Source organism: Gordonia sp. ABSL11-1 (assembly GCF_030315685.1).
GTDB lineage: Bacteria > Actinomycetota > Actinomycetes > Mycobacteriales > Mycobacteriaceae > Gordonia.
On the sequence record NZ_JASXSI010000001.1, the window covers coordinates 60,204 to 82,507 of the forward strand.

Here is a 22,304-nt window from a genome sequence, read left to right on the forward strand (position 1 = left end):
CTTTCGTGTCGCCAACCGTCGCACCCGTCTCGGACACCGCCTCGGCCAGCAAGTCCGGCGTGCATCCCGGCCCGTCCGGGCATGAGCCCGGTGAGCTGGACTATCACGCGCTCAACGCGATGCTGAACCTGTACGACAGGGACGGCAACATCCAGTTCGACAAGGACCGCGAGGCCGCCAACCAATACTTCCTGCAGCACGTCAACCAGAACACGGTCTTCTTCCACGACCTCGACGAGAAGCTGGACTATCTGCTCGAGGAGAACTACTACGAGCCCGAGGTACTGGCCAAGTACGACCGCGAGTTCGTGAAACTGCTCTTCGGACATGCCTTCTCGAAGAAATTCCGCTTCCCGACATTTCTCGGCGCGTTCAAGTACTACACCAGCTACACACTGAAGACATTCGACGGCAAGCGTTTCCTCGAGCGCTTCGAGGATCGAGTGTGCATGGTGGCGCTGACGCTCGCCGACGGCGACACGGCGCTGGCGCGCAACCTCGTCGACGAGATCATCGAGGGCCGGTTCCAGCCGGCCACCCCGACCTTCCTCAACTCGGGCAAGAAGCAGCGTGGTGAGCCAGTGAGCTGCTTCCCGGCCGGCACGCCTATCGACACCGATAATGGTCCCAAGGCAATCGAATCGTTACGCCCGGGCGACCGAGTGCTCTCGCACGATGGCACGTTCGCGCGGGTCGAGCAACTCATCGAGAACACCAATGATCAAGCTCTGGTGTCGATTTCACACTTCGGGCACAAAGAGCCCATCCTCTGCACGCCGGAGCATCCCATCCTTGTCTGGACGACTCGTGATGTGGACTCCATCATCGCGGGCGACGGGGCGGACGGGTTCAACGGCTTCGTCTGGCTGCCCGCCCAAGACGTCGACCCGGCCGACTTCATCGTCACCACGGCGCCGTCCGAAGTCCGTGACGTCCGTCGCCATGACCTGATGAAGTATGTGGGATCAGGTCTGTACGAAGAGGTCGACGGCCTGCTTCAGGAGGTGAACACGGACAAGAAGCATCGAAACAAGCAGCGGCACAGCCAGAGCTTCAACTCCGTCAATCGCTACGTCGAGGAGTCCTACGACCTCGGGCTCATCCTGGGGTGGTACGTGTCGGAAGGGCACGTATCGAAGCGTTCGACGGACCGGTCGGTTCCGAACGGCGTCCATTTCACGTTGGGTGCGCACGAGGTGTTCTATCAGAACGATCTCAAGGACGCGTTCAAGCGCGTGTTCGCGACAGACCTGAATATTTACGAGAGCACCCCCGACCATTCGGTACGGCTGGTGTGCAACAGCAAAGTCGTCGCCGAACTGATGCTTTCGCTCGCCGGCACGGGTTATGGCACGAAGGTTCTGTCGGCGGACGTGCTGACCGCGGACCGGGAGTTCCAACTCGGTCTCCTCATGGGGCTGTTCCGTGGGGACGGGTGCTCGGCGACCGGCGGGATGATGCTTGATCTGGTCAATCCAGATCTGATCGACCAGGTTCAGCTGATCGTGCGCCGACTGGGCATCATGTCGACGGTCCGCCGCTACGTCAATCGAGCCGGAAACATCACCGGCCAGGTCTTCGTTCCCGGGCTTCCCGGAACCAACGAGGACTTCATCTTCGACGTCGGCAAGAACCTGCACAACTACGTCGGTCGCAAGGGTGCTCTTCGGACGACGTATCAGGTCGTCCATGGCCGCCATGTCTACGGAATTCGTGAGGTCGCCCGCACCGACCAGGCGCCGGAGAAGGTGTACAACCTGCATGTCGAAGGGACGCACACCTACTCGATTCGTGGAACAGTGGTGCACAACTGCTTCCTCTTGCGCATCGAGGACAACATGGAATCCATTGGCAGGTCGATCAATTCGGCTCTCCAGCTCTCCAAGCGTGGCGGCGGCGTCGCGCTGCTGCTGTCCAACATCCGCGAGCACGGCGCGCCGATCAAGAAGATCGAGAACCAGAGTTCGGGCGTCATCCCGATCATGAAGCTGCTCGAGGACTCGTTCTCCTACGCCAACCAGCTCGGCGCGCGCCAAGGGGCCGGTGCCGTCTACCTGCACGCACACCATCCGGACATCTACCGCTTCCTCGACACCAAGCGGGAGAACGCGGACGAGAAGATCCGCATCAAGACGCTGTCGCTCGGCGTGGTGATCCCCGACATCACCTTCCAGCTCGCCAAGGACAACGACGACATGTACTTGTTCAGCCCGTACGACGTAGAACGCGTCTACGGGGTGCCGTTCGCCGACGTGAATGTCACGGACAAGTACCACGAGATGGTCGAGGACAAGCGCATCCGCAAGACCAAGATCAAGGCGCGCGAGTTCTTCCAGACCCTGGCCGAGCTGCAGTTCGAGTCGGGCTACCCGTACATCATGTTCGAGGACACGGTGAACCGCGCCAACCCGATCGACGGCAAGATCACCCACTCCAACCTGTGCTCGGAGATCCTGCAGGTCTCGACGGCGTCGGAGTTCAACGACGACCTGTCCTACTCGCACATCGGCAAGGACATCTCCTGCAACCTCGGCTCGCTGAACATCGCGAAGGCCATGGACTCACCCGACTTCGGACAGACCATCGAGACCGCCATCCGTGGGCTGACCGCCGTCAGCGATCAGACGGCGATCACCTCGGTGCCGTCGATCGAGAAGGGCAACAACGACTCCCACGCCATCGGCCTGGGGCAGATGAACCTGCACGGCTACCTCGCACGGGAGCGGATCTACTACGGCAGCGAGGAAGGTGTCGACTTCACGAACATCTACTTCTACACGGTGCTGTTCCATGCTCTCCGGGCATCGAACAGGATCGCCCGGGAGCGCGGTCAGGCGTTTGCCGGCTTCGAGAAGTCGAAGTATGCGAGCGGGGAGTTCTTCGACAAGTACACCGAGAAGCTGTGGGAGCCGGAGACCCAGAAGGTCCGGGATCTGTTCGGCGAGGCCGGGATTCACATCCCGAACCAGGACGACTGGCGTGAGCTGAAGGCCGCTGTGCAGCGCGACGGCATCTACAACCAGAACCTGCAGGCAGTGCCGCCGACCGGTTCGATCTCCTACATCAACCACTCGACCAGCTCGATCCACCCGGTCGCCGCGAAGATCGAGATCCGCAAGGAAGGCAAGATCGGCCGCGTCTACTACCCGGCACCGTACATGACCAACGACAATCTGGACTACTACCAGGACGCGTACGAGATCGGGTACGAAAAGGTGATCGACACCTACGCGGCGGCGACTCAGCACGTCGACCAGGGCCTGAGCCTGACGCTGTTCTTCAAGGACACCGCAACCACCCGCGACGTCAACAAGGCGCAGATCTACGCGTGGCGCAAGGGGATCAAGACGCTGTATTACATCCGTCTGCGTCAGCTCGCTCTCGAGGGGACTGAGGTGGAAAATTGCGTCAGCTGCATGTTGTGAGTTCCGTTGTCACCCAACCCTTCTCCGATCTCACCAAGGGATGATCTCATGACCTCCACCGAAAGCCACAGCCCCGCCGACGGCGCTCCGATCAAACTCGTGAGCCGCGTCTCCGCCATCAACTGGAACCGTGTCCCGGACGAGAAGGACGCCGAGGTCTGGGATCGCCTGACCGGCAACTTCTGGCTGCCGGAGAAGGTGCCGGTGTCCAACGACATCCCGTCGTGGAACACGCTCACCGAGTACGAGAAGCAGCTGACCATGCGCGTCTTCACCGGGCTCACGCTCCTGGACACCATCCAGGGCACGGTGGGCGCGGTGTCGCTGATCCCGGACGCGACCACTCCGCACGAGGAGGCGGTGCTGACCAACATCGCGTTCATGGAGTCGGTGCACGCCAAGAGCTACAGCTCCATCTTCTCGACGCTGTGCTCCACCAAGGAGATCGACGAGGCGTTCCGCTGGTCGGAGGAGAACGAGCAACTGCAGCGCAAGGCTCAGATCGTCATGGATTACTACCGTGGCGACGATCCACTGAAGCGTAAGGTCGCCTCGACGCTCCTCGAGTCGTTCCTGTTCTATTCCGGCTTCTACCTGCCCATGTACTGGTCGAGCCGCGCGAAGCTCACCAACACGGCCGACCTGATCCGCCTCATCATCCGCGACGAGGCTGTCCACGGATACTACATCGGGTACAAGTACCAGCGCGGGCTCGAGGTGCAGTCACCGGAGCGCCGGCAGGAACTCAAGGACTACACCTTCGAGTTGCTGTTCGAGCTCTACGACAATGAGAGTGACTACACCGAAGCGCTCTACGACGAGGTCGGTCTGACCGAAGACGTCAAGAAGTTCCTGCGATACAACGCCAACAAAGCGCTGATGAACCTCGGCTACGAGGCGATGTTCCCGAAGGACGAGACTGACGTGAACCCGGCCATCCTTTCGGCGCTGTCACCGAACGCGGACGAGAACCACGACTTCTTCTCCGGATCCGGCAGCAGCTACGTCATCGGCAAGGCCGTCAACACCGAAGACGAGGACTGGGACTTCTAGCCTCGGATCGTCATCGGCACCTCCGGGTCGCCGGCAGGGCACGATCGGCGAGATCCAGGGCACGATCGGCGAGATTCCAGGGCACGATCGGCGAGATTCCGGGGCCCGGTCGGCGAGGTGACGTTGTCCTACGAGATCGACGGATTGCGGAGACGTTCGTAGAGATCGTCGAGCAGGTCGAGGGTTTCGCCGATCTCGGCCGGCGGCACCCCGGACGCGCGCAGCGCCTTGCGCAGTGCGTCGGGGTCCAGGTCCATGATCGGGTTCGTACGCGCGGGCGTGGGCAGCGGCGGCAGCACCGCGTTCGTCCCGTAGAAGTCCACCGACGGCATCGCCGACGACCCGGTGTCATGTTCTCCACCGTCGTGATCCCCACCGTCGTGATCCCCACCGCCACCCGCGGGTGGACGATCAGAGGCCGCGGCGAGGAGTGCAGCGATGTCGGTGCCCATCACTGTCAGCAACGTCGCTGGGCTGCGGTCGATCTCGGCGGCGACCTCGTAGGCGACACACAGCGTGTGGATGCAGCGCGGAAACTCGTCCGGGCACGTGCAGTCCGCCACGATGTCCGCCGACTCGGTCGGGATGATCAGTTCGCCCAGAATCGTGGGCTGTTCGCCGCGCGCGAGTGTCATCAGATCGCCCGTCGCGTCGCGATCACGGAGGAGTGACACGACCGTCTCGGGGTCGACCGGTCGGGAGGTCAGCGTGACCTCGAACGGATCGAGTTGACTGCCCCGCACGGACGCGGTCACCCGTCCGTCGACGATCCGTACGCGTTCGGCATGGTGATCGCGGAAGTATCGTCGGGCCTGCGTGATCCGGCGGCGATCGACATCGCCGGTGTGAGCGCCCTCGACGACGTCGACAAACGCCCGGCCCCAGCGGGACACGCCGTAACCGCGGGTCGCGGACGCCCGTGCCCGGCTCCGGCTGCTGCCGCGTGGGCTCATTCGCTGACCGCCTCGTCGCGCAGCCGGAACAGATCGAACAGTTCGTCATCGCCGAGGTCGGACATCCAGTTCTCACCGGCGCTGACGGTGAGCCGGGAGAGTTCGCGCTTCGCGGCGATCATCTCGTCGATCCGCTCTTCCAATGTCCCGACGCACAGAAACCGATGGACCTGCACACGCTGGTGCTGGCCGATGCGGTAGGCGCGGTCGGTGGCCTGGTCCTCGACGGCGGGATTCCACCATCGGTCCACGTGCAGAACATGATTGGCCGCCGTCAGGTTGAGTCCTGTTCCGCCGGCCTTGAGCGTCGCGATCATGGCCGGCGGCCCACCGCCCGCCTGGAATCGGGCCACCATCGCGTCGCGGTCGGTCCGGTTGACCCCGCCGTGCAGAACGGGCACGGGGTCGCCCAGTATCGGCGACAACCACTCCGACAGCAGTTCGCCGAACGCGGCGAACTGGGTGAACACCAATGCCCGATCGCCTTCGGCGGCCGCGGTGGTCAGGATGTCGACGAGTAACTCGACCTTGCCGGAGCGATGTCGGTTGCGCCGCATCATGTCCGATGCGTCCGCCAGATAGTGGGCCGGGTGGTTGCACACCTGCTTGAGCCGTGTCAACGCGGCGAGGATGTTGCGTCGACGAATCGTGCGCTGTTGTTTGCTGCGCAGCGCCTCCATGAGTTCGTCGATCACTGCGCGGTACAGCGCGGCCTGCTCGAGTGTCAGGTTGGCGCGGACAGTGATGTCGGTCTTCTCCGGCAGATCGGAGATGATCGTCGGATCCGTCTTCTCGCGCCGCAGGATGAACGGCCGGGTGAGCGCGGTGAGCCGGCGGATCGTTGCCTCGTCCCGGTCCCGTTCGATGGGCTCGGCGAACCGTGCGCGGAAGCGGGAGGCCGATCCCAGCAGACCCGGATTGACCAGATCGATCACCGCGCGCAGATCCTCGAGCCGGTTCTCGACCGGGGTGCCGGTCAGCGCGACGCGATGATCGGCGGGCAGCGATCGGACGGCCTTCGCGGCCTTGGTGGCGACATTCTTCAGATGCTGCGCCTCGTCGACGACGACACGTCGCCAGTGTCGGCCACCGAGGAGGTCACGATCGCGGGTGGCTATCGCGAACGTCGTCAGGACCACATCGGCCCCCGACAAGACCTCCCCGATGGTGGCGCGGCCGGCGCGGGAGGTGCCGTGATGGACGACGACGCGCAGATGCGGTGCGAATCGCGCGATCTCACGCTCCCAGTTCCCGACGACCGACATGGGGCACACGATGAGCGTCGGCGTGCCCGACCCGGGCGTCGCGGCACCCGCTGCCCTCTCATGGCAGAGCAGAGCGATGATCTGCACGGTCTTTCCCAACCCCATGTCGTCGGCGAGGACCCCGCCGATCCGATGATCAGAGAGGTAGGCGAGCCATTCCAGGCCGCGCTGCTGATAGGGCCGCAGTTCGGCGTGCAGTGTCGACGGTGAGGTGATCGGCTCGGGCCGGAGCCGACCACCGGAGGCGATGTCGTCGAGCCATGACAGGCCCTCGATCGATGTCACCGGTACGGGAACGGTATCGACGACGAGGTTGAACAGTTCACCCATGTCGGCGGGATGATCCGAACGGGCCTGTGCTCGTTGACCGACGATGAAGGCGGCGGCACGGGTCAGCGCGGCTCCCTCCGCACGGACCCAGATCCCGCGGATCCTCACCAGGTCGCTCTGTCGTCGGGCCAGGTCGGCCAGGTCGGCGTCGGACAGCGTCATGGCCGCCGGATCGTCGCCCAGCGCGAGGCGCCATTCGAACTCGTCGATCTCGGTGGCGCCGATCTGCGCGGCACGTCCGGTGCTGGTGGCCACCGGTCGCGCGCGCAGACCGAGTGTCGGGCGGACCTCGGCGACGGTCCGCGGCAGCAGGACCGGGCAGCCGGCCTCGGTGAGCGCGGCGGCTCCCTCGACGAACAGCTTCTCGACCATCGGCGTGGTGAGCAGGAAATCGAGCGAGTGAGGATCGGGTTCGGCTCCCGACAACTCCGGGAAGGCGCGGGCCGCGGTGGCGAGTCCGCTGGTGACACGGTCGAGTTCGTGCTGGTCGAGGCGATGCGGTTGGACACCGATGATGCGTCCGTCGGCATGTCGCCGACAGACCTGCAGACGCCACAGCGGTTCGTCCGAGACCACGTGCGGGCGCCGCGTCCCGGCGGCGTCGGGGTCGTCCACCTCGGGTTCGTGAAGTCGCAGGACGACCATCGAGTCATCGTGTGGGGCAGCGGTGTTCCACTGCATCCAGGTGCCCGCGGCATGGCGCAACCGAGCGCGCTGCGTCTTGGTCGTCTCAGGTGGGTCGGCGGCGAGTGCGCGGATGATCCGGCCGCCCGCGTGATCGTCGGCGACGATGGGGCCGCTCGCCGCGATCCTCCCGCGGCACTCGTGGTCGACGAGTTCGCCGACGAGATCCGCGATCGAGTCGGATCCGCCGTTGTCGGCCACCACTGCGGGGGCGGTGGTGTGCGCGACCGCAATCCAACTGCGCCACGACGGAGTGGGGACCGGGTGCCATCGCAGCATCGGCTCACCGTCGATCTCGTCGACACCGGGAGCGACCCCGCCGGCCGCGACGTGGCGCCGAACTCCGTCGAGAAGGTAGCGATACCAGGCGATCTCACCGCTGACGGCGTGCGGGCGGGTGAGGTCCAGGAGAGTGACCGTCGATCCGATGCCCAGGGTGATGGTGCTCAGGAACTCTCGACGGCCGGTCGCCCCGATCAGGGGGATCTCACGGCGGGAGCGACGCCGTGACAGTTGGGCGGCGATCTCCGGGGGTAGATCCGCGGGTCCTGCGTCCGGCCGGGTCCACCACAGCGCCAGGCCGACCCCCGGCCGCCAGAGGGCATGGATCGGCAGGGTGTGGGCGGGTTCGGACGACATGTGTCGTGCTGCGTCGAGTGGCATCGAGAATCGTCCACCAGACTAGCGTCGGCGTCGGACAGGCCCGGCCGCCCAGGCAGGAGTCCGTCCGTCGGTCGGACAGTGTCAGCCTCCGACGGCGTCGGCGCCGTGCGCCGCTGCGCGTGCGGTCGGTGTCCGGCCGGATGAGGCCCGGTCCCGTGCGACGGCTCGGACGATCTCACCGGTCCGGACGGCCACGTTGGACAGCAGCGACGACGAGATGCCGTGCGTGTGTTCGGTGCCGCCCTGCAGGTAGATCGATCCCTCGGTGGTGGCGGTCCGGGTGATCAGTCGGTAGTCGCGGGTCACCGCCGGGCCGCCGTCCTCGGTGACGACGTCGGCGGCCAGGTCGCCGAGGACCGCACCCAGATCCATCTGATGGAAGCCGGTGGCGCACACGACGGCATCGCAGACGAGGTCCTCGGTGAGGCCGGTGGGCTCGTGCGCCACCGTCACCACGACGCCGTCGCCGCGGTCGTCCACGCGGAGCGCCCGGGACGCGCCGTGCATGAAGAGCCGCCGCTCGCCGGACACACGTTCCGCGTATTCGCGGGCGTAGAGCTCCTCGATCAGCGGCAGGTCGACCGCCGAGTAGTTGGTGGCGCGGTGGTAGGACATCAGTCGACGTCGGAAGTCGGGTGTCGACGAGTGGAAGTCGTCGACGGCGCTCGGATCGAAGATCCGGTTGGCGTACGGGCTGTCGTCGGCCGGGCTGTACCCGTACTTGGCGAACACGGCGTGGACCTCGGCGTCCGGATGCGTGGAATGGAGATACTCCACCGTCTCGGCCGCGCTCTGCCCGGCGCCGAGGACGACGAACCGGCCGTGACGGGGTGTGGGGAGATCGGCGAGCCGACCGAGGAGATCATGGTTGTGGAACACCCGCACCGACGGCGTGACACCCTCGGGCAGGCGCGCGGTGAGGCCGGTGGACACCACGACGTTGCGGGCCCGGACGACGCCGGCGCCGACCCCGGCCAGGGTGACCTCGAAGTGGTCGTCGACCGGGCGGACGGCGGTGGCCGTCGTCGCATAGGTGACGGCGGCGCCGACGGTGCGTGCCGCCCACTCCAGGTAGTCGTGGAACTCGTGTCGAGTGGGGAAGAAGGTCTGGTGATTCACGAAGTCGATCAGCCGTCCCTGGGCGGCGAGATAACTCAGGAACGAGTACCGGCTGTGCACATTGCGTTGGGTGACCAGGTCCTTGAGGAACGAGATCTGCATGGTGGTGCGGGGCAACAACATTCCGGTGTGCCAGCCGAATCGGTGCTGGCGCTCGACGAACCCGAGGGTCAGCGGTGGCCCGGCGTGCTCGGCGTTGTACTCGGCCGCCGCGATCGCGAGTCCGAGGTTCGAGGGGCCGAACCCGACACCGAGGACGTCGACCGGGCCGGGGTCGTCGGTGCCTGATGCGCCGTGCAGCGTCGGTGTCTGATGGTGGCCGGGGGCTGAGTCGTTCATCGGTGATCCTCGGGATGGTCGTGCGGGGGAGGCTGTTGGTGGGGGTGGATGGACGGGTGGGGGTGACTGGACGGGTGGGGGTGACGACTGGATGGGTGGGGGTGGATGGACGGGTGGTGGGGGCGGTGATCCGGGTGGGGAGGTACGGCGTCGGAGGCGGAGGCGTCTCCGGACACGGTGGGCCCCGCCCACGCCGTCCACAGACGGGTCAGATGTCCGCCGGCGGCGATGAGGTCGTCGGGGGTTCCGTATTCGATGACGCTTCCGCCGTCGAGGACCGCGACCGCATCGGCGGACCGGATCTGACTGAGGCGGTGGGCGATGATCACGGCGGTTCGTCCGGCGATGGCGATGTCGGCGGCCTCCTCGAGTTCGACGGCGTGGTGGCTGCCCGCTTCCGCGGTCGCCTCGTCGAGGACGACGACCCGGGGGTCGGCGAGCAGGAGCCGCGCCAGCGCGACCTGTTGGGCCTGGGCGTCGGTCAGGCGGTAGCCGCCGTCTCCGACGACGGTGTCGACTCCGTCCGGCAGCGCGTGCACCCAGTCGGTGGCGCCGACCCTGCGCAACGCCTTCTCGGCCTCGGCGGCCGACGCGTCGGGAGAGGCCAGCCGGAGATCGTCGATCAGTGGCCCGGCGAAGACATGCACCTCCTGGCTGACGGTGTAGACGCTGTGGTCGCCCCCGACGACCACGCGACCGGCGTCCGGGATGAGCGTGCCGCCGACGATGCCGGCGATCGTGGACTTGCCGGCACCGCTCGCGCCGACCAGGGCGAGACTGCGTCCCGCCGGGACGTGCAGGTCGATCCCGCGCAGGACCGGCCGTCCGGTCCGGTAGGAGAAGCCGACGCCGTCGAGGGTGAGGTCGGCGGGGGCGTGCGCGTCGGACGCAGAGGTCGGGTGCGCAGCTCCCCGCTCGGCCTGGGTGACGCCGATGAGGCGGGCGAGGCCGGCGGCGGCGAGCTGCAGATCGGCGGCGCTGTAGAGGATCATGCCGATCGGATTGAAGAGTCGGTGGAACATCAGTGCGGCCGCCGTGGTCGCACCGACTGTTGTCGCCCCGGACGACACCGCCCAGTAGCCGACGACCAGAATCGCTGCCAGACCGGCGAACTCGGCCCGGTTGACGCGGCCGACGAGTTGGGTGAAGAGAGCGAACGCCGCCATCGCCAGGTCTCGGGTGCGGCCGGATGTACGGGCCACCTCGCCGAGGGCCCAGGTCTCGGCGGCGTAGGCGCGGACGGTGTCGCGTCCGCCGATCGTCTCCACGAGTGCATGCGCACGGTCGGCGGCAGCGCGGCGTTCCGCGGCGTAGACCGGACCGGAGCGGGGGAGATACCACCGCAGTGCGACGACGTAGAACGGAACGGCCAATGCGCCGGCGAGTCCGAGTCGCCAGTCGAGGCCGAGCATCGCCACCAGGGTGACTCCCGCCAATGCGACAGCGGTGACGACCGTCGGCAACACGGTGGTGACCGCGCGGTTGACGGCGGTCACGTCGTTGCTCACCCGCGAGAGCAGATCGCCGCGGCCGGCGTCCTCGATGAGATCTCGGCGCATGTGCAGCGCACTCGTCAGGGCCGCCTCCCGCGTGTCCGCGAGCAGGTCGGCGCCGAGGTGGGCGACTGCATGCATGGTGGCGCCCGCGGCGAGGCCGCCGATGAGTGCGGCCACTCCGGCGATGGCGGCGATGGGGATCAGCGTCGACACGGCAGCGTGCTCGGTGACGCGATCGACGAGGACCCCGAGGGCGAGCAACGGCACCACGCCGGCGACGGCGGCGACGACACACAGCAGGAGCACCGACGACGACCGCACCGGGCGCCGACGAAGGCCTTCGGCGAGGTGCCGCAGGGTCTGGCGTGCCGTGGCGATCGGCAGGATCACGGTTCCGCCGATCGGATCGGCTGATCCCGCGAGGTCGGGCGGGTCGCTCATCGGTCGGCCCTCCGGTGGGACCGAGCGCTCTCGGGCGCCGTCGGCTGGTCCGGTCCACCGGGGATGTCGCGCGTGGCGACGACCCGGTCGGCGACCGCCGCCCACGCGGGGCTCGTGGTCACGACCACGGTCGTCCGGTCGTGGCGGACACCGTGCCGCCGCGCATGCACCACCCGCGCGATCGTGCTCTCGGTGACCGAGTCGACCGCGGTCGTGGGCTCGTGGAGGACGAGCACGGCCGGGTCGGTGAGCAGCGCACGGCTCAACGCCAGGCGCTGCCGCTGGCCGCCGGAGAGCGACTGCCCCCGATCGGCGACCGGAAGCGACCACGCCACATCGGCATCGGCATGTCGGGTGACGGCGTCGTCGGTGGCCGGGGAGCCATCGGTGGGGAGGGCATCGCCGGCGGGGAGAGCGCCGTCGATGATGTCCCGACTCCCCATGGCCCTCAGGAGATCCAGAGCGTCGCGCCGGTCGATGGCGGCCCGGCCGAGGGTGAGATTGTCGCCGATGGTGCCGGTGAAGAGGTCGACACGGTGGGGTTCGACGAGCAACCCGCCGGGGCGGACGTCGGTCGGGAGATCGCTCGCATCCCGGCCCGGCATCGCGGCCCGGCCGGACACCGCGGCCCGTCCGTCGTGGGGTTTCTGGACCCCGCCGAGCAGCTCGACCACGCGCTGCGCCGAACGTGCGGTCGGTGCGGTCACGACGACGAGTTCGCCGTCAGCGACCCGGACCTCGCCGACCTCGTCGACGATGTCGATGACCGGGCCGTGCGGGGAGTGGATATCGGGGACCGCGTCGGGCAGCGGCCGGCCGGAGAACTGCCGGTCAGGTAGCCGTTGGGCAGGCGACGGCTCGGCATGCGACGGCTCGGCAGCCGACGGGGAACCGCCGCCGATCACCGATGCCACCCGTGCGGCCGACGCGCGGGCCGTCGCGACGCGACCCGGGAACATCGCGAGCAGCGCGAGCGGCTCGGTGAGGAACTGGGCGAGTCCCAGGACGGCGATGAGAGCGCCGACGCTGATGCGGTCGGTGAGGGCGAACCATCCGGTGAGCGTCGCGACCGCGACGGCGAGCACGCCGGTCACGCCGGTCGCCGTGCCGAAGAACGTGCCGTGTCCGATCGCAGCCCGCTGCATGGCCGTACGGGCGTCGTCGTTGACCGCTCGATAGCGGAGTGCGGCAACTGATTCGGCGCGGATACCCCGTAACGGCCGCAACCCGGTGATCAGGTCGGTGGCGATCGCGGTGGCGCGGCCGATGTGGTGCTGCTGCGTGCCGACACGACGGGTCACGATCGGCGTGACGATCTGTACGAGGGACAGCGCGAGCGGCACACCGATCAGCACGATCACACCGAGCACGACGTCGACCGAGAGCAACGCGACCGCACATGCTGCCAGAGCGGCGACGGCCGAGCCGGTCTGCGGGACGAACCGCAACAGATTGCCCGTCTCGTCGGCGTCGGAGTTGGCGATGGACAGTACGTCCCCGGATCGGCGGCCAGGGTCGTGCGACACTCGGGTCAGGACCGACTCCGCACATCGCATCCGCAGTCGATGGGCCTCGTCCTGGGTGGTCTGCATGGCTGCCCGCGCGCCGAGACGGTAGGAGATCGTCAACGTGACGAACACTGCGGCGAGCACGCCGATCCACGCCGACAACGCAACCGGGTCGGTCGTGGCGATGGCCCGGTCGACCATCACGCCGATCAGCACCGGCACCGCGACCTCGCAGAGCTGATGGACCGACATCAGTGCCGTCGCCGCGACGAGACGCCCGCGGTGGATGCGCACGCCCTCACGGAGGAGGCGGGTGCCGGTGGCGGGTTCCGGTGCGGTGTGGTCGGCGGCCACCATCACGGTTGCTCTCGGTGTGCGGCAGACGATTGGGCGGCGTCGGACCGGGACAGGTGTGCATCGATGCGGGGACCGATCGTGGCGAGGGTCTCGTAGGAGCACATCTGCCAGTGCGTCGACGCGACCGAGTCCGCGTCGATCACACCCTCGATGTGGGCGTCCCAGCCGCCGCGGTCTGCGGCGAGGTGCATGCGGTCCGGATCGGCGCCGATGTACAGGAGATCCACTGCGACGGCGGCCGGTCGGTGCTGCGTCAGCAGACCGTGGGTGTGGGCGGCGGCCTCGATCAGATAGGTGACGGTGTCACCGTGGATGCCGACGGGAGCGTCTTCGATGTGCGCGAGCAGCTCGTTGACCGCGTCCGCCGAGACGGGATCACCCGGGCTCGCGCCGGTGTCGAGGGACTGATGGTCGAGACCCAGTGCGCCGAGCAGATCGTCCATCCGCAGACCTGTCGGCGCCGGACGGCCCGTACTCGCCGGAGCCACGCTGTCGAGCATGGTCAGCGACGCCACGGTCTCGTCGTCGGCGATCAGACGAGAGGCCATGGCGTGGGCGATGACTCCACCCATCGACCAGCCGAGCAGATGGTAGGGACCGGTCGGCTGGACCCGCCGGATCTCGTCGACGTACCGGCCGGCCAGGTCGTCTATCGACGCGACGTCGGTGACGGGGTCGTCGCCGGTGATACCCGGCACTTGGACGCCGTAGAGAGGGCGGTCGGTGATGTGGCGCGTGAGACCGCCGTAACCCCAGGACAGTCCGATCGCCGGGTGGATGCAGAACAGCGGCGCACCCGAGCCGCTGGCACGGATCGGCAGGAGGGTGCCCAGGGCGGCGTCCTGGGCGACGGGTTCGGGATCGTCGAGGAGGCGGGCCAGTCCGCGAGGGGTGGGGTCGTCGAGGACAACGGAGATCGGGAACGGGACCCCGACCCGATCGCGCAGCCGGGCGACCAGGGCGAAGGCGGACAGCGACGTCCCGCCCATCGCGAAGAAGTCGTCGTGGACACCGACCCGGTCCACGCCGAGCGCCGTGGCGAACTCGTCGGCGACGAGTTGCTCGGAGTCGGTGGCCGGCGGCTCGAAGGGGCGCGAGGAGACGACATCCGGTGCGGGCAGGGCGCGCTCGTCGACCTTGCCCGACGGCGTCGTCGGGATCCGGTCGACGATCACGATCGCGGACGGGACCGCATATCGGGGGAGCGAGGACCTCAGCGCGGCCAGGATGTCGACCGGCCGTGGGTGCCCGGGTGCCGCCGCCGCGTCGGCGACGACATATCCGACGAGGTGGGCGGAGGACTGCGGGCCGGTACGTCCGACGGTGACCGCATGTCGGACACCGGGATACCGCATGAGTGCGGCGTCGATCTCGCCGAGCTCGATCCGGTGGCCGCGGATCTTCACCTGACGATCTGCGCGCCCGAGGTACCGGAGTGAGTCGTCGTGCGAGACCGACACGAAGTCGCCGGTGCGATACATGCGGTCACCGGGTGCGCCGAACGGGTCGGCGACGAATCGCTCCGCAGTCAGCCCGAATCGGTCGTGGTATCCGCGGGCCAGCCCGGGTCCGGCGACGTACAGCTCGCCGACGACGCCGCGGGCCACGGGACGCAGTGCCCGGTCGAGGACCAGCAGCGCGAACCCGATGACCGGACGGCCGATGGTCACCGGCTCGCCGGCTCCCACGGCAGCCGCATCGAGCTCGGCGACGGTCGCGATGTCGGTGGCCTCGGTGGGGCCGTAGCCGTTGCGCATCGCACGGCCCGGTCCCCATCGCAGCACCAGTTCCGGACCCACGGCCTCGCCGCCGGTTCCCAGGACCCGCAGGCGTTCGAGCTCCGATGGTTCGGTCACCGACAGCAGCGCGGGCGGCAGGACGGCGTGGGTCACCTGCTCGCGGTCGATGAGATCCGGCAGTGCGTCGGGTCCCTGTTCGGGATCGCTGACGACCAGGGTCGCCGATGCGGAGAGCGCGGCGAGGAGTTCGCCGATCGACATGTCGAAGCTCGGAGAACTGTTGTGCAGGTAGCGGGCCGACGGCTCCACGAGGTACCGCAGTCGTCGTTCGGTCGCGAGGTTGGCGAGCCCGTGGTGGGTGACGACCACACCCTTGGGCCGACCTGTCGAACCCGAGGTGTAGATCATGTAGGCGCCGTCATCGACACGGTCGGAGGTCGCCGGGAGCTCGGACGCCGGTCCCCGCTCGAGGTCGTCGAGGACGGCGTCGTCGAGGACGATCCAGGCCACGTCATCGGGGAGACCGGATCGCGTCGGGCGATCGGTGATGCCGATGCGTGCTCGGCAGTCGCCGAGCATGAACGAGATCCGGTCGGCCGGATACGCCGGGTCGATCGGCACGAAGGCCGCACCGGTCTTGGCGACGGCCCACGTCGACAGGACCGAGTGGGCGCTGCGCGACAGCGCGATCGCGACGAAGGTGTCGGGCCCCGTCCCGGCGGTGATCAGCTTCTCGGCGAGCGCATCCGACCATCTGTCTGCTTCGGCATAGGTGAACGAGGTTCCGGCCCATCGGATCGCGATGTTCTCGGGAGCGCGGTCGACGGCGCGTCGGACGATCTCTCGCAGCGTCAGCGGCGATTCGGGATCCGCACCACGCAGCGGGACCAGATCACGTCGTTCCTCCTGCGTCAGCACCGGGATCGATCCGGCGGCGATGGTGGGGTCGTCGACGACTGCACGCAGGATCTGCTCGAAGCGCACCGCGATGTCGCGAACGGTCCTCTCCGGCAACGCGTCCTGTCGGTATCCGAAGGTGATCCGCGGTTGCGGGTGCAGGGTCACCGTGAGGCTCAACGGATAGTGGGTGAGCTCGTCGGTCACGATGTCGACGACGCGGACACCGTCGACCGGCGTGGACGCACTCATCGTGGCGGCATCGATCGGATAGGACTCGAACACGACCAGGGTGTCGAACCGGGCTCCGTCCCCGGCGGCCCGGTGGATATCGGTGAGGCCCAGGTACTGGTGATCGAGGATCGACGCCTGGGTGTCGTGAAGGCGTCGCCAGACCTGCTCCACGGCGTCATCCGGCCGAGCACGCACCCGGACCGGCAGGGTGTTGATGAACAGGCCGACGATGTCGGCGACGCCCTCGACGTCGGCGGGCCGGCCGGAGACGGTGGCGCCGAAGGTGACGTCGGTGCCGCCATCGTCGGTGCGGGACTCGGTCAGACGTCCGAGCAGCAGTCCCCAGAGGCCCTGGATGACGGTGTTCGGGGTGACCTCGGCCGCGGTCGCCTGCGCGATCATCCGATCCCAGAGTGCGGCGTCGAGGTCGACGACGATTCTCCCGGGAGTCGGTGGCGCGGTCGAGGGATCATGTTCCGGCGCGAGAAGAGTGGGCAGTGATACGTCGTCGAACGCCTGCCGCCAGGCCTCCGTCGACCGCGAGACATCTTGTCGGGACATCCATTCGAGGAAGGCCCGATAGGACGGGGCCGGACCCAGGAGCTCCGCCACCGACGGGCCGGCCGTGTAGCAGCTGAGCAGATCACGCAGCAGCAGCGGCATCGACCAGCCGTCGACGACGATGTGGTGCAGCGTGACGATGAGGTCATGGAGCTCGCCGGCCCGGCGGACGAGGGTGAACCGCAGCAGCGGCGGGCGATCCAACGTGAACGGCCGGGACAAGTCCTCGGCGCGGACGGCGGCCGCGGTCACATCGACACCGCCGGCCGTCGAGGTCAGATCGACGTGCCGCCAGCCCGGGGTGCAGCCCTCGACGACGACGGCGACGAGATCGCCTCGGGCGGTGGGAACGAATGCCGACCGGAGGGCCGGATGGCGGGCCACGACCTCGTCGGCGGCGCGACGCACCCGCTCGGGGTCGACCGGACCCTCGAGCGTCACCACGGCCTGCGAGACGTAGACGTCGCTGCGGTCGGCCGCCCGCACCGGCCCGGTCGAGGCGGTCAGGGCCGAGTGGAAGGCGAAGCCCTTCTGCAGCGGCGCGGTCGGCCACACATCGGAGAGCCCCGGGAAGCGTCGCGCCAGCAGGTCCAGATCGGGCTGATCGACCGGGGCCGGCGCGACATCCGACGGTGTCCATCCGTGTGCGCCCGCGCGGACCGCTGCGTCGACTTCCTGCAGAGCGGTGCGCCAACCGGACGCGATCCGAGCGGCGGCGTCCGACGTGATCAGGCGGTCGACATGATCGAGGGTGGCCTGCAGGGTCGCGGGCTCCTCCGCGGCGCCGATGACGATCGCGTTGACGTCCAACGGGACCGCCGCGGGCATGTCGCCGTCGGGCCGGAGTTCGAGAGTCCCGACGGTCTCGGTGGGTACCCAGCCGATCTCGGCGACCCCGGCGGGAAGCTGTGCGCTCGACACCCGCCCCAGATAGTTGAACCCGACCGTCGCCGCGATACTCGGGATGTCGCGGGCCGAGAGATACCGTGCCACACCGTATCCCGCGCCGCGCGTGGGAACCCGACGGATCGCCTCCTTCGCGATCTTGACGGCGGCGATCGCTCGCTCGGCCGCGGGTGCGGCCGCTGCGGCGACGAGATCCACCGAGACCGGGTAGGCGGCGGTGAACCATCCGACGGTCCTCGACAGGTCGGCGCCGGGCACCAGATCGTCCTCACGCCCATGGCCTTCGAGTTGCACCACCGGATCGCTGATCCCCGCATCGGCGACGGCGACCATCAGTGTGCCGAGCAACACTTCCTCGGCGGTGGCGTGCAGGGCGATCGGTACGGCGTCGACCGCCGCGCGGGTCAGATCGGCGTCGAGGGAGAGCTCGACCCGCGAGACGGTCGACATGACGTCGCGCACGGTATCGAGCGCCATGTCCGGCACCCGCGAAATGTCGGCGAAATGCTCTGTCCAGTAAGTGCTCTCGGCATCGGCGATCGCATCGGCACGTTCGGTGAGTGCGTGCGCCCAGCGACGCAGCGACGTACCGGTGTCGGGCAGCGTCGGCGTGCGGCCGTCGGCGACGGCGGTCCACGCGGTGATCAGATCGGGCACCAGGATTCGCCAGGACACACCGTCGACCACGAGATGATGGACGGCCAGGACCGCCAGGTCTCGCAGAGGTGCGGTGCGACGCAGCCAGACGAGATGCACCATCCTGCCCGACCGGGGATCGAGACGGGTCAGCGCCGAATCCAGCGCGGCCTGGGCCGCCGCGCGCGGGTCGCCGTCGCCGATGTCGTGTGTGCTCAGCACCGCATCCGGATCCAGGGGAGAGGTCGGCGGGATCTCCAACCGGGGTTCGGAGGCCCCGTCGGCCAGCCGGGCGCGCAGAGCGTCATGCCGGTTGATGACGGTTGTCAGCGTCGCCAGAATGCCTTCGCGGGTGATGCCGTGCGGGAGTTCGAGGACGAGATGCTGCGCGTAGCGGTCGATCCCGCCGGGCCGATCGAGCAGCCAGCGCATGATCGGTGTCGTCGGGAGCGAGCCCACTCCGCCGCCGTCGAGTTCGGCGAGTCGGGGTCGGTCGTCCGTCGTGGCCATGGTGGCCAGCGCGCGTACGGTCTTGCGTTCGAACACATCTCGCGGAGTGATGTGCAGTCCCGCGGCGCGGGCCCGGGACACCAGGGTCAGGGCGGCGATGCTGTCGCCGCCGAGCCCGAAGAACGAGTCGTCGGCGCCGACGCGGGCGACCCCGAGGACCTCGCCGACGACCTCGGCGAGCGTCTGCTCCGTCGGCCCGGACGGCGCACGGTAGGCGACATCGGCGGAGAATGTCGGCAACGGCAGTCGCGCGTGATCGAGTTTGCCGTTCGCCGTGCGGGGCAGTTCGTCGAGCACCACGAAGGCATCGGGGGACAGACCGGTCGGGAGTCGGGTCTCGCAGTGCTGTCGCAGAGCCGACACATCAGCGGTGGCATCGGCCACGACATAGGCGACGAGCCGCGGACCGAGATCGGTGTCGCGCACCGTGACCACGCTCTGCGTGACAGCCGGGGCGCCGCCGACGACGGCCTCGATCTCGCCGAGCTCGATACGCCGGCCGCGGATCTTGACCTGGTTGTCCGACCGTCCGTGGTAGCGCAGTTCGCTTGTGGCGCCGTCGCTCCCGGTCCAGCTGACGACGTCGCCGGTGCGATACATCCGGCCGCCGGCATGCCAGGGGTTCGCCACGAACCGGCCGGCGGTCAGATCGGGACGACGGTGATAGCCGCGGGCGACGCCGGGGCCGGCGACATACAGTTCCCCCCGCGTGCCGGGCAGGACCGGCCGGAGCCGGGAGTCGAGGACGAGGAGTTCGAAGCCGTGCACGCCGCGTCCGATCGTGACCGGTCGGTCGGCGTGCAACTCGGCGACCGTGGAGATGTCGGTCGCCTCGGTCGGGCCGTAGCCGTTGCGCATCGAGCGCCCGGGCGCCCACCGGCGGACGAGATCGGTGGTGACCGCCTCGCCGCCGACGCCGAGCATGCGGAGCCCGTCGAGGTCGGTGACGTCGAGTGTGGCAAGCACCGTCGGGGTGAGCAGGGCGTGCGTCACCCCGGTGTCGCGGATCAGGGCCGCGAGTTCGGCGGGTGTGAGACCGGGGGGCGCGACGACGAGTCCGGCTGCCGCGGACAGCGCCGCGATCTGCTCGCCGACAGCCATGTCGAAACCGGGCGACGTGTTGTGCAGGAACCGCGACGAGGGCTCGACCCGATATCCGATCCGGCGCTCGGCGGCGAGGTTCGCGATCCCGTGGTGGGAGACGACGACGCCCTTCGGCCGGCCCGTCGACCCGGAGGTGTAGATGAGGTACGCCGGTTGCTCGAGCCGGAGCGGCGTGCGCGGACGAACGGGAGTAATAACGGGAGTAATGACGTCGGAGTGGGTGGCAACGGCCGGATTCTTGCCGACGACGTCGGCGACCGCGATGTCGTCGAGCACGATCCAGTCGACGTGATCGGGGAGTCGGTCGCGGAGTGCCGCGGTCGTGACGCCCACCGTCGCGCCGCTGTCGTCGAGCATGAACGCGATGCGTTCGGTGGGGTAGTCGGGGTCGATCGGGACGAATGCCGCACCGGTTGCCGCGACCGCCCACATCGCGCGGACGGAGCCCGGTGATCGTGGCACGACGACCGCGACGAACTCCTCGGGTTCGGCGCCCGCGGCGATCAGGCGATCCGCGAGTCGGGCTGCCTGCATCCACGTCTTCCGGTACGAGAGCGTGCCGTCGGGGTGGACAATTGCGTCGCCATCCGGATTCGCCTCCACCGCAGTCGATATGAGGCGCGCGAGCGTGATCGGTTCGACCGAGGGTCGTCCGGTCGCGGGGACGAGCGCGGCGCGTTCGGGGCCGGTGAGGATGTCGATGTCGCCGATGCGGTCACCGGCGGCGGCGTCGGCCAGGTGGTCGAGCACACGGACGAGACGCCGGTGGTGATCGTCGAGGGTCTGCTGGTCGTACAGAGCATGATTGGCGTGCAGGTCGACCTGCATCGCGCCGCCTGCGCCCGGGTGGACGCTGATCGTGAGATCCGCCACCGGTCCGGTGGACAGCACCGAGAAGTGGCCCTGCACCGGGCCCAGGGCGATGTCGGTCGGGAAGTTCATGATGTTGATCGTCGGCCCGTAGAGTCCGCCGAGTGACGGGCTGTCGCCCTGACCGCCGAGCTCGCGCAGGAGATCTTCGCTCCGGTAGCGCTGATGTCGCAGAGCGCCGGTCAGTTCCAGCGCCACGGCGCGGACCAGGTCGCCGATCGTCGTGTCGGGGCGGATGCGCAAGCGGATGGGGACGACGTTGGAGACCATGCCCGCGGAGCGTCGCAGGACCGCATTGGTGCGGGCCGTCACCGGGAGGCTGAGGACGACGTCCTCGGTGTCGGTGGCCACGGACAGATAGGTGGCGACGGCGGCCACGATCAGGGCGGCTTCGATGCTCCCGTGGCGCTCCGCCGCGCCCGCCAGGCGCTCGGCGAGGTCCGACCCGAAGGGGCCACCCGCCCGGATGGGGACGATGTCGGGCACGGCGGCTCCGTCGGCGAGCGAGATGGGCTCGGGGAGATCCGCAGCCTTCGCCACCCAGTGGTCGCGGTCGGTGCGGAAGCGTCGGGACCCACGGTAATCTCTTTCCGCAGTGAGCAATTCGGTCAACTCGGGTGCCGAGTAGCCCGCGTCGTCCGCGTCGGACAGCAACGCGGAATAGAGTTCCGCGGCACGGTTGATGAACCGGATCGCGCCATATCCGTCGACGACGATGTGGTGGATGCACGAGTACCAGAACCAGTGGTCGTCGCCGAGTCGCAGTACGGCGCCACGGATCAGGCGATCCTCGAGTAGGTCGAACGGCGCTGTGTAGTCGGCTCTCATCCACTCGTGTGCCGCCGCGACCGGGTCGGCACGGTCGCGGAGGTCGATCCGGGCGAACGCCTCCGACTGGGTGTGATCGATCACCTGGAACGGTTCGCCGTCGATCTCGACGAGCCGGAGCATTCCGCTGCCGACGTCATGCAGGCCGCGCCGGCACACCTCGTCGAGCAGATCCACGTCGAGTCCGCCGGTGAACTCGATGACGTCGGCGATGACGATCGGGACCTCGGGCAGCAGATGCTGGGCGAACCAGATCCCTCGTTGGGCGGCGGTCAGCGGGAACGGCTCGCCCACCGTCGCGGTAGGGGAGTCAGACGGGACACCGTCGTATCGGCCAGACGTCATGTACTTCCTCGCGGTCCCGGACGCGCTACCCCGGCCCAGCG

8 protein-coding genes and 2 pseudogenes are annotated in these 22,304 nt (G+C 68.4%); 4 read left to right on the forward strand and 6 right to left on the reverse strand.

Features of this window, described 5'->3' with window-relative positions; translation table 11 throughout:
- Positions 1–5: 5 nt before the first annotated feature.
- The 4 genes and pseudogenes from QSJ19_RS26700 to nrdF all read left to right on the forward strand — a co-directional run.
- A pseudogene (locus tag QSJ19_RS26700) lies at positions 6–593 on the forward strand (ribonucleotide reductase N-terminal alpha domain-containing protein); the annotation flags it as partial.
- Positions 582–1,541 (forward strand): annotated as a pseudogene (locus tag QSJ19_RS26705) (Hint domain-containing protein); the annotation flags it as partial. The pseudogenes QSJ19_RS26700 and QSJ19_RS26705, both read left to right, overlap by 12 nt.
- Positions 1,524–3,425: a class 1b ribonucleoside-diphosphate reductase subunit alpha gene (nrdE, locus tag QSJ19_RS26710; protein WP_502876074.1), complete on the forward strand. Its 1,902-nt coding sequence runs from the start codon at positions 1,524–1,526 to the stop codon at positions 3,423–3,425. The pseudogene QSJ19_RS26705 and the gene nrdE, both read left to right, overlap by 18 nt.
- 48 nt (positions 3,426–3,473) lie before the next feature.
- On the forward strand, positions 3,474–4,478 hold the full coding sequence (gene nrdF, locus QSJ19_RS00325; RefSeq protein WP_286317701.1) for a class 1b ribonucleoside-diphosphate reductase subunit beta: 1,005 nt from the start codon (positions 3,474–3,476) through the stop codon (positions 4,476–4,478).
- A 128-nt stretch (positions 4,479–4,606) separates the two neighbouring features.
- On the opposite strand, the gene QSJ19_RS00330 is transcribed toward nrdF, so the two are convergent.
- The 6 genes from QSJ19_RS00330 to QSJ19_RS00355 form a co-directional block, all read right to left on the reverse strand.
- A complete protein-coding gene (locus QSJ19_RS00330) occupies positions 4,607–5,431 on the reverse strand; it encodes a hypothetical protein (protein WP_286317702.1) in 825 nt (274 codons plus the stop codon).
- Complete coding sequence (locus QSJ19_RS00335; RefSeq protein ID WP_286317703.1) at positions 5,428–8,373, reverse strand: DEAD/DEAH box helicase; 2,946 nt, start codon at positions 8,371–8,373, stop codon at positions 5,428–5,430. The genes QSJ19_RS00330 and QSJ19_RS00335 overlap by 4 nt, the downstream gene beginning before the upstream one ends.
- Positions 8,374–8,454: 81 nt before the next feature.
- Positions 8,455–9,831 carry a lysine N(6)-hydroxylase/L-ornithine N(5)-oxygenase family protein gene (locus tag QSJ19_RS00340; protein WP_286317704.1) on the reverse strand — a complete coding sequence of 459 codons (1,377 nt, stop codon included), beginning with the start codon at positions 9,829–9,831 and terminating at the stop codon, positions 8,455–8,457.
- Positions 9,828–11,768, reverse strand: coding sequence for an ABC transporter ATP-binding protein (locus tag QSJ19_RS00345; RefSeq protein ID WP_286317705.1), 1,941 nt, complete (start codon positions 11,766–11,768; stop codon positions 9,828–9,830). Before QSJ19_RS00345 ends, QSJ19_RS00340 begins: the two co-directional genes overlap by 4 nt.
- Positions 11,765–13,633 (reverse strand): ABC transporter transmembrane domain-containing protein, encoded by a 1,869-nt coding sequence (locus tag QSJ19_RS00350; RefSeq protein ID WP_286317706.1) that lies wholly within the window; start codon positions 13,631–13,633, stop codon positions 11,765–11,767. The genes QSJ19_RS00345 and QSJ19_RS00350 overlap by 4 nt, the downstream gene beginning before the upstream one ends.
- Positions 13,633–22,263: a non-ribosomal peptide synthetase gene (locus tag QSJ19_RS00355; RefSeq protein ID WP_286317707.1), complete on the reverse strand. Its 8,631-nt coding sequence runs from the start codon at positions 22,261–22,263 to the stop codon at positions 13,633–13,635. Before QSJ19_RS00355 ends, QSJ19_RS00350 begins: the two co-directional genes overlap by 1 nt.
- Between the last annotated feature and the right edge of the window lie 41 nt (positions 22,264–22,304).